A 14,058-nucleotide genomic window follows, 5' to 3' on the forward strand; every position below is an offset into this window, starting at 1 on the left:
CGGACACATAGCTCCGGTTGCACAGGGCAGTGTGTACGAACCGGTGCGTCACGTCAACTGCAACGTGTTGCAGGGGCAGGGTCCGGTGGGTGCGAAATCCGCTCGCGCCGAACGTCGCCCGAGCGTGTGGTGGGGGGCCGCCCAGGGGGCGGGGTCTCGGCCGGGCCCGCGGGTCGCGGCGGAAAGGACCGAGCCGCGGGTGCGGTAACGTCAGTGCGATGACCGCGTCACCCCGGGCCAATCGAGGGCCTAAGGCCGCTGCGGAGAACCGGCGGGCTCTGGTTCGCGCCGCGCGGGACGTATTCGCCGAGAACGGCTTCGACGCGCCCCTGAGTTCCATAGCCCGCGCCGCCGGGGTCGGCCCGGGCGTGCTCTACCGGCACTTCCCGAACCGTGAATCGATGATTCTGGCCGTCTTCGACGACAACATCGTCGCCATCGAGGAGGTCGCGAACCGGCCCGGGACGACAGCGGAGAATCTGCTCGATTTCATCGTCGACCAGATCGCGGTCTCGGCCGGATTCATCGCGACCATCGACCCGACCGGATTCGACGACCCGAGGCTGTTCGAGGTGTCGCGCCGGGTGGTCGACCTGATCGACGCCAAACTCGCCGACCAGGATCAGCGCGGGACCCTGCGCGCCGATCTGAGCGCCGACGATGTGGTGATGGCGCTGGCGATGCTGGCCACCGTCCTGATCAAGACCCAACTACCGGCCCGCAGGGCCACGGCCCGGCGGGCCTGGGGTTTGCTCATGCGCGGACTGCGCGATCCCGCCGCGGTGCCGTGACCCGCGGATGATCACGCGACCAGGTCGGTGGAGTCGAACGGTGCGAAGAACGCGGCCATTCCGCCCGCGGTGAGCAGATCGCCCAGCGCGATGAAATCGCAGGTGTCCCCGGACTTTCCGATGATCGCGCGAAGGTCGGCCGCGATATCGGCACCGGTGCGGTCCAGCGACTGCGGGCGGATCAGGGACAGGTCCCGGCCGGGAGCGCGCCGCTCGGCGTGGGTGAGCATCAGCTGCAGGCACAGCTGCTGCGCGGGTGTCGCCGGGACCGGTCGACGGCCGCGAGCGCGGTCCGATTCCAGCGCCTCGAAGGTCTGCGCCAGATAGAACAGGAATACCGGGCGGGGGCTGTGCAACAGGACGGCGCGGACTTGATCGCCGAGCTCTCGCGCCGCGGCGCACAGTGATTCGGTCAGTCGCGGATCCGGTCCGGCGATGTCGAAGTCACTCATCTGTCTCTCCCAACCACTGTGTTCGGTGCTGCGTGCTGCCTCGGTCCACCGGGATCGCGGCGCCAGTGAGGTAGCGGGACTCGTCGGAGGCGAGCCGGCGGACGTGTCTCGGCGAGATCCCCGGCGGTAGCGGTGACGAATGCGACCCTGTCGGTGCGTCGGCCGGTCACGTACCCTCCTGTGACCTCGGCGGAAATGAACACGGCGAGAACGGATCTCGTCGGTCAGTGGGCGGTCCCTCCGGTGCTCGGGCGGTCGTAGTAGCGCAACAACACCAGAGCCAGGACGAAGGCGACCACTGCCGCGCCGGCGAACAGATGGAAGATGTTCGTATAGGCCGCGCCGTCGGGCAGTTGTGCCATCGGGCCGCTGTCGAGTTTACGGTCCTCGACGTGCCCGGGGGCGTTGATCGGCTCGGGGTGAACAACTCCCCGGCGTAGAACGCCACCGGCAGGATCACGCCGCCGATGAGCCGGCTCAACGCCGACAGCTACCCCCAGCCCCGGGTGCTGCCGTTGCTCAGGTAGATCAGCACACCGGCGATGCCGGCGCCCAGCGGCAGGCGCGGTGTCGGGCGCGAGGTCGTCGTGCGGGCGGCTCAGACCCGATGCGAGGCGGTGAGCTGTTCGGCGTAGTCCCACAGGTCGCGTTCCCGCACCGGGTCGTAGGAATCGCGGGAGGAGTCGGCGACCCGGTCGCGATCGATGTAGCTGCCGGTGGGCGCGGCGACCGCGCCGGTGACGACCGCGGCGAGCCGGCGTCCCGCCGTCTCGGCATCGGTGGCCAGCGGGGTGACGGTCAGCAGCGGTGCGATGCGGCGCATGGCGAATCGGGCCGCGGGCCCGGCGTTGCGGGCCAGATCGGTCCCGGGCACGAAGCCGGGATTGTAGGACAGGATGTCGACTCCGGCCGGCAGTCGGCGTGCGTACTCGTGGACCAGGTGGATCATCGCCAGCTTGCTCGTGGAGTAGGCGATCCGGCCCGCGGAGGTGCTCGTGGGATGAGGGAAGGCGCGCGGCCGGGCCAGGACGTCGGGGGAGTGCCAGACCGGACCGGGCACCATGCCCAGGTTGTGCCGCAGATCGCCGAAATGGGTGTCGCTGACGGTGATCACGCTGCGCGACCCGACGATGAACCGGTCGGCGAGCGTGCGCAGCAGCAGGTGGTTGGCGAGCACGTTGACGGTGAAGGTGGCCTCCAGTCCGTCGTCGGTCTCGGTGATGTCGTCGGTGTACTGGATACCGGCGTTGCCGACGAATCCGGCGAGCGGCGGCACTTCGCCCCGGTCGAGCAGGTCGTGGATGGCGCCGGCGGCCGCGCGCACGCTCGACAGTGACGACAGGTCTGCCTCGACGGCGGACGCGGCATACCCCGCGCCGGCCAGCTCCGCGCACATCCGCGCGCCCGAGGAACCGCGGGCGAGTACCAGCAGCCGGGCCTCCGGCGCGGTGCGCATGATGCACCGTGCGGCGACCCGGCCGATCCCGCGGGTCGCGCCCGTCATCACGAGGGTGTGCATGCCACGAAGGTAACCCCGCGGCGTCGCGGCGTCACGGACCCGAGGAGATGTTCAGCGGCGGGGAGGGCGGGAAGCGCACCGGCAGCGCGGACAGTGAGCGGTGGAACGGGCCCGGGCGCCAATGCAATTCGTCCGCCGGGACGGCGAGTTCGATATCGGGCAGCGCGTCCAGCAGCTGATCGACCGCGTCCTGTGCGACCAGGTATCCGATCCGGCGGGCGGGACAGGCGTGCGGTCCGGCGCTGAAGGCGAGGTGGGAGCGATTGCCGTTGCGATCGCCCGTGCGGACCAGCGGATCGTCGTTGCAGGCGGCGATGCTGATCAGCACCGGCTGGTGTGCAGGCAGCCAGACGTCGTCGACGAGGATCGGCTGGCGCGGATAGCTGGCGCAATAGTTGGCGAGCGGCGGGTTGTTGAACAGCACCCAATCCAGGGCGTCGCGGGTGGCCAGACTGCCGGCGAGCAGACTTCCGGAGAACCGATCGTCGGTCGTCATCAGCAGTAGCGCGTTGGCGACCAGATGGACCTGTGGTTCGATGCCCGCGCCGTAGAGGGTGACCAGCTGGTTGATCATCTCCTCGTCGTCGAGCCCGGCGTCGTGGGCGATGAGCCGGGAGGTGATGTCGTCGCCGGGCGCGCTGCGTTTGCGGCGGGTGTGTTCCTGAAGGGCGGCGGTGAGCACCCGGTTTCCCTCTTCGGCGTCGCCGGTGGCGTCGAAGATGGCCGTCATACCGGCGGTTACCCGCTGGCCGATATCCGGCTCGATACCGAGCATCGTGTTCAACGTGGTGAACACCAGCGGGTGGATGTACTGGGTGATCAGATCGGCCCGCCCGTCCGCCCCGAAGGAGTTGATCAGCGGAATCGCGATCCGTTCGACGACGGTGTGCAAGGTGTGCAGGTCCACCTTGTCGATGGCCTCACTGTTGGCCGCGCGGAACCGCGCGTGTTCGGCACCTGTGCTGCGCAAGGCGTTGGGCCGCCATCCCAGCATCGGCAGGATCGGGCAGTCGGCCGGTACATCGCGTTCCCAGATGCGTGGATCGGCGGGAAAGTGGTCGGGGTCGTTGAGAATTCGGATGGCGGCCTGATATCCGATCACCAAGGTGGCCGGGACGCCGGGCGCGAGTTCCACCGGGGCGAAGGACTTGTGGTGCCGGCGCATGCGGTCGTATTCGCGGTGGGGGTCGGCGGCGAACTCCTCGGTGTAGAGGCGAACCCGCCGCCCGTCGGGCGGGGCCGGCGAATTGTGAACGACCGGGCACTCATTCGGCGACAGACCCGGTGAGGGTGGCAGAGGCACAGCAGGCAACTCCATGCGGATGTGGTGGTCGATGACGATGCGATGTGATCGGCGGGGTCCGGCCGGAGGTCGGCGTCGGGAATCGACGAACGCCGGTCACCGCATCGGCGCCCGCGAAAACATCGACGCGCGAACGCCGTTCGTCGTTGCGGGATATCGACGGCTCGTGCCGGCCCCGACCGGGTGATTATCGGTTCCGGTGCCGCGCCCCCTTGTCGTATGCCGATGGCGTCCCGCCGAGCCGTCGTTCTGGGTTACGCGCGCAGATGTTACTGACCGGCACATGTCCGCGCACGAGAAACCGGTCATCGGTTCGAATGTGTCGGCGGTCGGTCTCCGGGCCAGTGTCGCGGTACTGGCTCTGGTGGCGCGCGGCGTCCGGCCGCAGACTTGTCCTATGACGACTCTGCTGCTGATCGCGGTCGTGGCGGCGGTGGGGGCCGGCACCTACGACATCTTCGCGCCACAGGGGGATCGCGCGCAGTTCCGCAGCGCTGTGGCGCGGGCTCGTCATTCGCTGACCGATTGGGACGCCTCGCGCGAGGGATCCCGGCGGTTGCCATGGTGACGAATCTCGCTGTCGTGGCCGGTTGCGGGTGGTGTGCTGATTCGTCCGGGTGGGGTTACAGCCGGTAAAATAGGTGGTTCTGGTGCGTCCGAGGGATGCACAATCGAACCGTTTGCCCCCTTTATCGTGCTAGGAGACTGTTGTGATCACCGCGACCGACCTGGAGGTCCGGGCCGGAATCCGCACCCTGCTCACCGCGCCGGGGTCGGCGCTGCGGGTGCAGGCCGGTGATCGGATCGGCCTGGTAGGCCGCAACGGCGCGGGTAAGACCACGACCCTGCGCATCCTGGCGGGGGAGGGCGAGCCGTATGCGGGCAAAGTGATCCGCTCGGGCGAGATCGGCTATCTGCCGCAGGATCCGCGCGAGGGCGATCTGGATGTGCTGGCGCGCGATCGCGTGCTGTCGGCGCGCGGGCTGGACAAGCTCATTCGCGATATGGAGAAGCAGCAGGCGCTGATGGCCGAGGTGGCCGATGACGCCGAGCGCGAGAAGGCGGTGCGCAAGTACGGCCGGCTCGAGGAGCGGTTCTCGGCGCTGGGCGGCTATGTCGCCGAGAGCGAGGCCGCCCGCATCTGCAACAGCCTCGGTCTGCCGGAGCGGGTACTGGGCCAGGCGCTGCGCACGCTGTCGGGTGGTCAGCGACGGCGAATCGAGTTGGCGCGCATTCTGTTCAGCGCTTCGGACGGCTCCGGCGGCAAGTCGGACACCACGCTGCTGCTCGACGAGCCCACCAACCACCTCGACGCCGACTCCATCACCTGGCTGCGCGGCTTCCTGCAGAACCACGACGGCGGACTGATCGTGATCTCCCACGATGTCGAACTGCTCGGCGACGTGGTGAACAAGGTGTGGTTCCTCGACGCGGTGCGTGGTGAGGCCGACATCTACAACATGGGCTGGAAGAAATATCTCGACGCCCGCGCCACCGACGAACAGCGCCGCGTGCGCGAGCGTGCCAATGCGGAGAAGAAGGCCTCAGCGCTCAAGCAGCAGGCCGCGAAACTCGGCGCGAAGGCGACGAAAGCCGCTGCGGCACACCAGATGGTCAAGCGCGCCGAGCGCATGCTGTCGGAGGTCGACGAGATCCGGGTGGCCGACAAGGTCGCGCGCATCAAGTTCCCCGAGCCCGCTCCCTGCGGCAAGACGCCGCTGATGGCCACGAACCTGACCAAGCTCTACGGATCGCTGGAGATCTTCACCGGGGTGAACCTGGCCATCGACAAGGGCAGCCGGGTGGTGATCCTGGGTCTCAACGGAGCGGGTAAGACGACCATGCTGCGTTTGCTCGCCGGGGTGGAGACGCTCACGGCCGGGCAGATCGATCCGGGCCGTGGCCTGCGGATCGGCTACTTCGCGCAGGAGCACGACACCCTCGACGATCAGGCCACCGTCTGGGAGAACATCCGGCACGCGGCGCCCGACGCGGGCGAACAGGACCTCCGCGGCCTGCTGGGCGCGTTCATGTTCTCGGGTCCACAGCTGGACCAGCCCGCGGGCACGCTGTCCGGCGGTGAGAAGACCCGTCTGGCCCTGGCCGGACTGGTCTCCTCGGCCGCGAACGTCCTGCTGCTGGACGAGCCCACCAACAACCTCGACCCGGTCTCGCGCGAACAGGTCCTCGACGCGCTGCGCAGCTATGCGGGCGCGGTCGTCCTGGTGACCCACGACCCGGGTGCGGCCGAGGCTCTGAACCCGGAACGAGTGATCATGCTGCCCGACGGCACCGAGGATCACTGGTCGCAGGACTATCTCGAGCTCATTCAGCTGGCCTGAGCGCGGCGAGTTCCCGGCGCGACGCGCCGGGCGCGGCGAAATATCTTCGCAATCGGTGAGTTTCATCACAATGAGGCGTTGATCACTGCCGGTCGAGTGTCTAGCCTGGAATCAGGCTGCACGGCGACCGGAGGAAGCCATGAGTGACAGGCCCGCACAGGGGAAGTCGATGTTGGGTAAGGGCACGCGCGTGACGGGCAAATCGCGCGACCGGCTACAGACCCAGCTCAAGAAGCAATACGAGGCGGGCGCCAGTATCCGATCACTGGCGCGTGAGACCGGCCGTTCGTATGGGTTCATCCACAACGTTCTGGTGGAGTCGCATGTGCAGCTCCGCAGTCGTGGTGGTGCCAACCGTCGTAAGGCGATCAGTAAGGCCTGATCGGCCGGCCTCGGCCGAGTGATCCGCGCGCGTACCTGTTGATCGGTCCGCGCGGGGATTCGCTCGTCCGCGCCCGGCCGGACGACGGAGAACCGGCGGCGCCGGCCGGATGCGGAATTCTTCGCGAGCACGCGGTAATCCGTTGTGACCGTAAGGTTTCCGTGTCGACCGCTCATGCCCGGTTCGCGTTGCGTTCGGCCCACCACGCCGGTGCGTCGACGAAGTGGTTGTCGAACTCCTCCTGGGTGGCGGCGAGTTCGGCGAGCGTCGCCTCACCCGCGGCGACCCGCTCGAGGAGGCGGAAGTAGCCGAATCGCTCCACCGCGGGAGTCAAAGCGATGAGGATGCGGGCCGGCGAGCCGGGGGCGGCGCCGAACGCGTGCGGCATGAAGCGCGGGACGGTGATCGCACCGCCCGCGCCGACGGTGACGATCTCGTCGCCCGCCAGGACCTGCAATTCACCGTCGGCGACGTAGAAGAGTTCGTCCGAGAGCGTGTGGTAGTGCGGGGTCGCGCCGTCGGCGCCCGCTGTCATGGTCACCTCCAGGGTGCTGACACTGCCGCCGGTGCGACTCGAGTCCAGGAGCAGCCGCATCGTCACCGCGTCGGTCGCGCGGACCTCGGCCTCGGCGGGCTGGACGACGGCGGCGGGGATGCGGGGGGTGGTGGTGGACATCGGAACCTCCGGTGTAGTTCGGCGCTTGATAATTCGCTACCGAACTATATCCCATCGAATAGAGTGTGTCCATGGCCGGACAGCAGACCGATGCGGTGGACGCGATCGTGGAACAGTGGCGGCGGGAACGACCCGACCTGGATCTGGCGGCGATGGCGATCATCGGCCGCCTCGGCCGGATGCAGGTGCTCGCCGAACGTGAGATCGAGGCCGTTTTCACCGCGCACGGTCTGCACCGCGGGGAGTTCGATGTGCTTGCGGCACTGCGGCGTTCGGGAGAGCCCTTCGAACTCACGCCATCGGTGCTGGCCGACACCCTCATGCTCTCGCGGGCAGGGATGACCGGCCGGCTGGACCGCCTGGAATCGGCCGGGCTGGTGCGGCGCATCGCCGATCCGGCGGACCGGCGCGCGGTCCGGGTCGCGCTCACCCCGGCCGGTCGGGAGCGGGTGGACGAGGTGGTCACCGCGCATACCGAGAACGAGACCCGGCTGCTGTCGGCACTGACGGAACACGACCGTGGCGAACTCGATCGGATCGCCCGCACCCTGCTCGTCGCGCTCGAACACGACGGGGCCGGGCGATGACCCGTCCCGATTCCGGTGATCAGTCGCTGATCATCGCCTCGCCGTGGACGAGAAACCGGGCCAGGCTGGCGAAGATCGGCAGACCCGTCTTGATCTCCAGGTAGGCGAACTGGCCCTGCGGATTCACCTCGAGGAAGTAGTACTCACCGTCGAGTCCGAGACGGAGGTCGAGGACACCGAATCCCAGACCGAGCGCGCCCATCAGTGTGGTCAGCGCCTTGCTCACCGACGCGGGCAGTCGTTCGGGAGTGAACGCGACCGAGGTGTCCAATCGTGAATCCACCCAGCCCGCACCGGCTTGCGAATCGATCCGGACCGCCCATTCGACCCCATCGATCCACACCACCCGGAGATCGCATTCGGCCTCGACATAGTCCTGGAAGGTGGTCGGCGCCGAACGGATCGTGCCCAGTCGCGCGATATCGTCGACCCCCACGATCCGGGTCTCGGTGAATTCGGCTCGCCCGGTGCCGGTGCGCTTGTAGACGACCGAACCGCCGCGGGAGTCGACGAAACTCCGGGCTTCGTCGGGATCGTTGGTGATCAGGGTCTCCGGAATCGCGAAACCGCAGCGCCGCGCGGTGTCGAGTTGCACGATCTTGCGGGTGGCGGTGCGGTCGGCGCCGGGATCGTTGACCCAGACGGCGGGAATGGACCACAGCAGGCCCTGCAGGAAACCGTCGCATTCGGCCTGGCGGAAATCGTCGTCACCGTTGTGGAAGCCACCGGGCACCCGGCATCGGTGGGGCCGCCGCCACCAGACCGAGGTCACCTCGTCGAGACCGGGCAGATGCGACAGTGATCGAGCGGTGCCCGCTCGGTCGAGCCGGAAACTGCCGCTCTCATGCGGAAAGTCACGCATATCGAGAAGAATCGGACTGAGCCGGTAGCTCTTTCGCAGTGTCGAGGCCATCGCATCGGCGTGCAGATCGCCGCTTTCCGAGACGATCAGTACGGCACCCGGCGAACGGGCACTCATCGCGGCTGTCCCTCAGTCCAGGCTGTCGCAGGCCGTACCGTCGTCACCGATACCTCGGCTGTTCGTCTGGCTGTAGCTCACGGTCGCTCCGACGACGCCGGGCGCGCGCCGGAGCCGCAGCCGGCGAGCCCACTGGTCGGTGAGCCGATCCAGTGCGTCATCATCGACCGCGGGGCTGGGCTGCGGCGGGAGGGTCAACGGGCGCTCGGTCAGCTGAATCCGGCGGCGCTGCGTGAAATCGGCTGCGGCGCCGGGGCGTATCCACACCAGGACCGCTCGTTCGGCGGTGCCGGGATCCGCGCCCGGGGATCCGTCGCGGAGTTGGAGGACATCGTCACGGTCGAGGGTCCAGGTACCCTCGGCGACCCGAACACTGATGGTGTCGCGGGATTCGGCGACCAGGCTTCCGGACAGCGGCGGTGCCGATCGCTGGGGTTGTGGGCGCGGCCGGGTGTCGGGCACCTGGCGGCGGGCATGGCTCATGGGCTGGACTCCGATCTGCTCGCGATTTGCCCCGGAAGTCGAGCGTGAACTGGATCATAGCCCGCGACGGCGCCCGACCGGTTCGCATCGAAAGAATTTCGGTGCAAATACCCGGCCTGGGCGGGACGTGGAAAACGCTATCGCCGAAAGATATTCGGTTGAGCTGTCAACGCTTCACAGGCCGAGTACATCGGCGGATTCGGCGAGCTCGAGAAAACGCTCGCTCGGATTCGATACGAGTTTGCGCGCTTGGAGATCCATCAGTCCGAGCACGACCGAGAACTCGGCGGAGACGGTGCCGTCGAGTTTGCGGATCTGCTGATCCATCCAGAACGCCTTGCCGGAGCCCCAGCGGGTCCGGCAGGTGATGGTGATCTCGTCACCGAGGTGCAGTTCGCGCAGGTACTTGACGTTGGATTCCAGGACCACCGGACCGAGTCCGGACAGGCGCATCTTGTCCGGCAGCAGCCCGGCCGCACGCAGGATCTCCCACCGCGCGTGCTCGGCGTACTGGTGGTACACGGCCTGATTGAGGTGGCCGTTGACATCGAGTTCGTAACCGCGAACGGTAACGGGCACGGAAAAGGTCATACTCGGGCGAACCTCCGCTGTATGCCCGCTATTTCCGAATTCCGCGTGGTGTCGGTCACGGGCGGCAATGGTGTTGGGGCACTGTCGATTCGAATGGCGCGGGCCGGGATCAGTCCTTACGCCGGACCGAGGCCTCGACCAGATCGAGCACCGCGGTGAGATTCTCGTTGACGTGCCCGGAGGCGATCCGGGCGATGAGGCCGTCGAGGACGAGATCCAGATAACCGAGCAGCACATCGGTGGGCACGTCGTCGCGCAACGCCCCCGCCGCCTTGCGACGCTCCAGACGGGCCAGCGTGGCCGCGGTCAGCTCGGCCGATCGCTGGGTCCAGCCGGCCGCGAACTCCGGATCGGTCCGCAGCCGCCGGGCGATCTCGAGCCGGGTGCCGAGCCAGTTGTACTGCTCCGGATTGTCGAGCATCTCCCGCATGACCTGCACGATGCCCTCGTTGGCGGCGACTTCGGCCATTCGTCCGGCATCTTCCTGGGCCAGGGCGAGAAACAGTGCGTCCTTGTCCCGGAAGTGATGGAAGATCGCCCCGCGCGACAGGCCGATGGCCTCCTCGAGGCGGCGGACGGTGGCGCCCTCGTACCCGAATTCGGCGAAACACCGCCGCGCCCCGTCCAGAATCTGGCTGCGCCGGGCGGCGAGGTGATCGTCACTGACCTTGGGCATGGGCTCCTCCAGCGGGAATGCGCGGACCCCCGCGCCGGGACGATCCGGCGCGGGGGTTGTCACAGTACGAGCGTCGAGCGCGCGTAGATCATCGGCGGCGCAACGATATTCGCGCCGGGCCCGGCTACCCACCGGTGGCCGGACCCGGCGCGGTGTGTCGAAACACCGCAGGCGCGGATGATCAGCCGCGGATCATGTTGCGCAGCACGAACTGCAGGATGCCGCCGTTGCGGTAGTAGTCGGCCTCACCGGGGGTGTCGATGCGCACGACCGCGTCGAAGGTGACCTTCTCGCCATCGGACTTGGTCGCGGTGACCTTCAGGGTCTTCGGCGTGGTGCCCTCGTTGAGCTTGGTGATGCCCTCGATGTCGAACACCTCGGTGCCGTCCAGACCCAGCGACCCGGCCGACTCGCCCGCGGGGAACTGCAGCGGGATGACGCCCATGCCGATGAGGTTGGAGCGGTGGATGCGCTCGAACGACTCGGTGATGACGGCCTTGACACCCAGCAGGCGGGTGCCCTTGGCGGCCCAGTCGCGAGACGAACCGGACCCGTATTCCTTACCGCCCAGCACGACCAGCGGGATGCCCGCGGCCTGGTAGTTCTGCGAGGCGTCGTAGATGAACGCCTGCGGGCCACCGTCCTGGGTGAAGTCGCGGGTGTAACCACCCGAGACATCGTCGAGCAGCTGGTTGCGCAGCCGGATGTTGGCGAAGGTGCCGCGGATCATCACCTCGTGGTTACCGCGACGCGAGCCCAGGGAGTTGTAGTCCTTGCGCTCGACACCGTGCGAGTCGAGGTACTGCGCCGCCGGGGTGCCCGGCTTGATCGGACCGGCCGGGGAGATGTGGTCGGTGGTGACCGAATCGCCCAGCAGCGCCAGCACGCGGGCGCCGGTGATGTCCTCGACCGGGGCCGGGTCCATCGACATGCCGTCGAAGTACGGCGCCTTGCGAACGTAGGTCGAGTTCTCGTCCCACGCGAAGGTGTCGCCCTCGGGGGTGTTGAGACCCTTCCAGCGCTCGTCGCCCTCGAAGACCGAGGCGTAGGACTTGGTGAACATGTCCCGGCTGATCGCCGACTTGATGGTGTCGTCGATCTCCTGCGGCGACGGCCAGATGTCGCGCAGGAACACGTCGTTGCCGTCGGAGTCCTTGCCCAGGGCATCGGTCTCGAAGTCGAAATCCATGGTGCCCGCGAGCGCGTAGGCGATGACCAGCGGCGGCGAGGCCAGGTAGTTCATCTTCACGTCGGGGGAGATACGACCCTCGAAGTTGCGGTTACCCGAGAGCACCGCGGTGACCGACAGATCGTTGTCGTTGATCGCCTTGGAGATCTGGTCGGGCAGCGGGCCCGTGTTGCCGATGCAGGTGGTGCAGCCGAAGCCGCCCACGAAGAAGCCCAGCTTCTCCAGGTACGGCCACAGACCGGCCTTCTCGTAGTAGTCGGCGACGACCTGCGAGCCCGGGGCCATATTGGTCTTCACCCAGGGCTTGGACGCCAGGCCCTTCTCGACCGCGTTGCGGGCCAGCAGCGCCGCGCCGATCATGACCGACGGGTTCGAGGTGTTGGTGCAGGAGGTGATACCCGCGACCACGACGGCACCGTGATCGAGCACGAAATCACCGCGCTCGGGATCGGAGACCTTGACCGGCTTGGACGGACGCCCGGAATTGCCGTTGGCGGCGGAGGGTACCCGCGCGTCGTCGTCGGCATCGGCGAACGACAGCACCGCCGGATCGGAAGCCGGGAAGGACTCCTCGATGGCCTCGTCCAGGTGGGTGTGCGGGGTCTCGGCGGCCGGGCCGCTCTCCGCGTCGTCGGTGTAGTTGTGGATGTCCTTGCGGAACGCGGTCTTGGACTCCGACAACAGGATTCGGTCCTGCGGGCGCTTCGGGCCGGCGATGGACGGCACCACGGTGGCCAGATCCAGCTCCAGGTACTCCGAGTACGCGGGCTCGTGGGCGGCGTCGTGCCACATGCCCTGCTCCCTGGCGTACGCCTCGACGAGCGCGAGCTGCTCGTCGGTGCGGCCGGTGAGGCGCAGGTAGTTGATGGTCTCCTCGTCGATCGGGAAGATCGCCGCGGTGGAGCCGAACTCGGGGCTCATGTTGCCCAGGGTGGCGCGATTGGCCAGCGGAACCTCGGCCACACCGGCGCCGTAGAACTCGACGAACTTGCCGACCACACCGTGCTTGCGCAGCATGTCGGTGACGGTGAGCACGACGTCGGTGGCGGTGACGCCCGGCTTGATCTCACCGGTCAGCTTGAAGCCGACGACCCGCGGGATCAGCATGGAGACCGGCTGGCCCAGCATCGCGGCCTCGGCCTCGATACCGCCGACGCCCCAGCCCAGCACGCCCAGGCCGTTGACCATGGTGGTGTGCGAGTCGGTGCCGACGCAGGTGTCGGGGTAGGCCTGGCCGTTGCGGGTCATGACGGTGGGCGCCAGGTACTCGATGTTGACCTGGTGCACGATGCCCATGCCCGGGGGGACGACCTTGAAGTCGTCGAAGGCGCCCTGGCCCCAGCGCAGGAACTGGTAGCGCTCGCCGTTGCGCTGGTACTCGAGGTCGACGTTGCGCTCGAGGGCGTCGGCGCGGCCGAAGACGTCGAGGATGACCGAGTGGTCGATGACCATGTCGGCGGGCGACAGCGGGTTGACCTTGTTGGGGTCGCCGCCCAGGGCGGTGACGGCCTCGCGCATGGTGGCCAGGTCGACGATACAGGGCACGCCGGTGAAGTCCTGCATGATCACGCGGGCGGGGGTGAACTGGATCTCGATACTCGGCTCGGCCGACGGGTCCCAGTTCGCGATGGCGCGGATGTGGTCGGCGGTGATGTTGGCGCCGTCCTCGGTGCGAAGCAGGTTCTCCGCGAGGACCTTCAGGGCGTAGGGCAGCTTCTCGGTGCCGGGCACGGCCGAGAGGCGGAAGATCTCGTAGGAGTTGCTTCCGACCTCGAGGGTGCCCTTGGCGCCGAATGTATCGATACTTGTCATACGTTCAGCTCCACTCGTCGGTGTTCCGATCGGGGCGCGTGCGGGCCCCGGGGGTGGCCACCGGCGGGGCTGCGCCGGTGGCTGTCGTCGAGGGCGCGTTTTCGGGCTGCGCGCCTCGTACTTCCGAACTCTAACAGTACGCTTGTCCTATGAAACGTGCGGGGCACGTCCGGCGCGGCGTGCCGCAATCCATCATGCGCCCGTCGCGTACTGTGCTCGCAGGCCCCGTCGGAGTTGTCGCCTCCGGTGTGCCGGCCGGTGTGTGTTGATCATGTG

15 protein-coding genes are annotated in these 14,058 nt (G+C 67.9%); 5 read left to right on the plus strand and 10 right to left on the minus strand.

Going from position 1 to position 14,058, the window contains the following annotated elements; translation table 11 throughout:
* The first annotated feature begins 218 nt into the window (after nucleotides 1–218).
* Nucleotides 219–791: a TetR/AcrR family transcriptional regulator gene (locus LKD76_RS15635; protein WP_227982057.1), complete on the plus strand. Its 573-nt coding sequence runs from the start codon at nucleotides 219–221 to the stop codon at nucleotides 789–791.
* Nucleotides 792–802: 11 nt separating this feature from the next.
* On the opposite strand, the gene LKD76_RS15640 is transcribed toward LKD76_RS15635, so the two are convergent.
* From LKD76_RS15640 to LKD76_RS15655, 4 genes are all read right to left on the minus strand, one after another.
* Nucleotides 803–1,243, minus strand: a complete 441-nt coding sequence (locus tag LKD76_RS15640; RefSeq protein WP_227982058.1) for a hypothetical protein — start codon at nucleotides 1,241–1,243, stop codon at nucleotides 803–805.
* 224 nt (nucleotides 1,244–1,467) lie between these two features.
* Nucleotides 1,468–1,605 (minus strand): hypothetical protein, encoded by a 138-nt coding sequence (locus LKD76_RS15645; protein WP_227982059.1) that lies wholly within the window; start codon nucleotides 1,603–1,605, stop codon nucleotides 1,468–1,470.
* 236 nt (nucleotides 1,606–1,841) lie between these two features.
* Nucleotides 1,842–2,762, minus strand: a complete 921-nt coding sequence (locus LKD76_RS15650) for an SDR family NAD(P)-dependent oxidoreductase (protein ID WP_227982060.1) — start codon at nucleotides 2,760–2,762, stop codon at nucleotides 1,842–1,844.
* A 31-nt stretch (nucleotides 2,763–2,793) separates the two neighbouring features.
* The gene (locus LKD76_RS15655; RefSeq protein ID WP_372465818.1) at nucleotides 2,794–4,080 is read right to left on the minus strand and encodes a cytochrome P450; all 1,287 of its coding nucleotides are present in this window, start codon (nucleotides 4,078–4,080) and stop codon (nucleotides 2,794–2,796) included.
* A 382-nt stretch (nucleotides 4,081–4,462) separates the two neighbouring features.
* Between LKD76_RS15655 and LKD76_RS15660 the strand changes: the two genes are divergently transcribed.
* From LKD76_RS15660 to LKD76_RS15670, 3 genes are all read left to right on the plus strand, one after another.
* Entirely contained in the window at nucleotides 4,463–4,633 is a 171-nt protein-coding gene (locus tag LKD76_RS15660) for a hypothetical protein (protein WP_227982062.1), read from the plus strand.
* A gap of 142 nt (nucleotides 4,634–4,775) precedes the next feature.
* Nucleotides 4,776–6,407, plus strand: a complete 1,632-nt coding sequence (locus LKD76_RS15665) for an ABC-F family ATP-binding cassette domain-containing protein (protein WP_227982063.1) — start codon at nucleotides 4,776–4,778, stop codon at nucleotides 6,405–6,407.
* Nucleotides 6,408–6,546: 139 nt separating this feature from the next.
* Nucleotides 6,547–6,789: a helix-turn-helix domain-containing protein gene (locus LKD76_RS15670; protein ID WP_227982064.1), complete on the plus strand. Its 243-nt coding sequence runs from the start codon at nucleotides 6,547–6,549 to the stop codon at nucleotides 6,787–6,789.
* Nucleotides 6,790–6,961: 172 nt separating this feature from the next.
* On the opposite strand, the gene LKD76_RS15675 is transcribed toward LKD76_RS15670, so the two are convergent.
* On the minus strand, nucleotides 6,962–7,465 hold the full coding sequence (locus LKD76_RS15675; protein ID WP_227982065.1) for a cupin domain-containing protein: 504 nt from the start codon (nucleotides 7,463–7,465) through the stop codon (nucleotides 6,962–6,964).
* Nucleotides 7,466–7,536: 71 nt separating this feature from the next.
* Here LKD76_RS15675 and LKD76_RS15680 point away from each other — a divergent pair, with 71 nt between their 5' ends.
* Nucleotides 7,537–8,052, plus strand: a complete 516-nt coding sequence (locus tag LKD76_RS15680) for a MarR family winged helix-turn-helix transcriptional regulator (protein ID WP_227982066.1) — start codon at nucleotides 7,537–7,539, stop codon at nucleotides 8,050–8,052.
* A gap of 19 nt (nucleotides 8,053–8,071) precedes the next feature.
* Here the strand turns inward: LKD76_RS15680 and LKD76_RS15685 are convergent, their stop codons facing one another.
* From LKD76_RS15685 to LKD76_RS15705, 5 genes are all read right to left on the minus strand, one after another.
* A complete protein-coding gene (locus LKD76_RS15685; protein ID WP_227982067.1) occupies nucleotides 8,072–9,031 on the minus strand; it encodes an MvdC/MvdD family ATP grasp protein in 960 nt (319 codons plus the stop codon).
* A 12-nt stretch (nucleotides 9,032–9,043) separates the two neighbouring features.
* Nucleotides 9,044–9,514 (minus strand): hypothetical protein, encoded by a 471-nt coding sequence (locus tag LKD76_RS15690; RefSeq protein ID WP_227982068.1) that lies wholly within the window; start codon nucleotides 9,512–9,514, stop codon nucleotides 9,044–9,046.
* 174 nt (nucleotides 9,515–9,688) lie between these two features.
* On the minus strand, nucleotides 9,689–10,105 hold the full coding sequence (locus LKD76_RS15695) for an acyl-CoA thioesterase (RefSeq protein ID WP_227982069.1): 417 nt from the start codon (nucleotides 10,103–10,105) through the stop codon (nucleotides 9,689–9,691).
* Nucleotides 10,106–10,214: 109 nt separating this feature from the next.
* Nucleotides 10,215–10,781, minus strand: coding sequence for a TetR/AcrR family transcriptional regulator (locus LKD76_RS15700; protein WP_227985257.1), 567 nt, complete (start codon nucleotides 10,779–10,781; stop codon nucleotides 10,215–10,217).
* Between the two features lie 181 nt (nucleotides 10,782–10,962).
* Complete coding sequence (locus LKD76_RS15705) at nucleotides 10,963–13,782, minus strand: aconitate hydratase (RefSeq protein ID WP_227982070.1); 2,820 nt, start codon at nucleotides 13,780–13,782, stop codon at nucleotides 10,963–10,965.
* Nucleotides 13,783–14,058 lie beyond the last annotated feature (276 nt).

The sequence above is a fragment of the Nocardia spumae genome (assembly GCF_020733635.1).
Taxonomy (GTDB): domain Bacteria; phylum Actinomycetota; class Actinomycetes; order Mycobacteriales; family Mycobacteriaceae; genus Nocardia; species Nocardia spumae.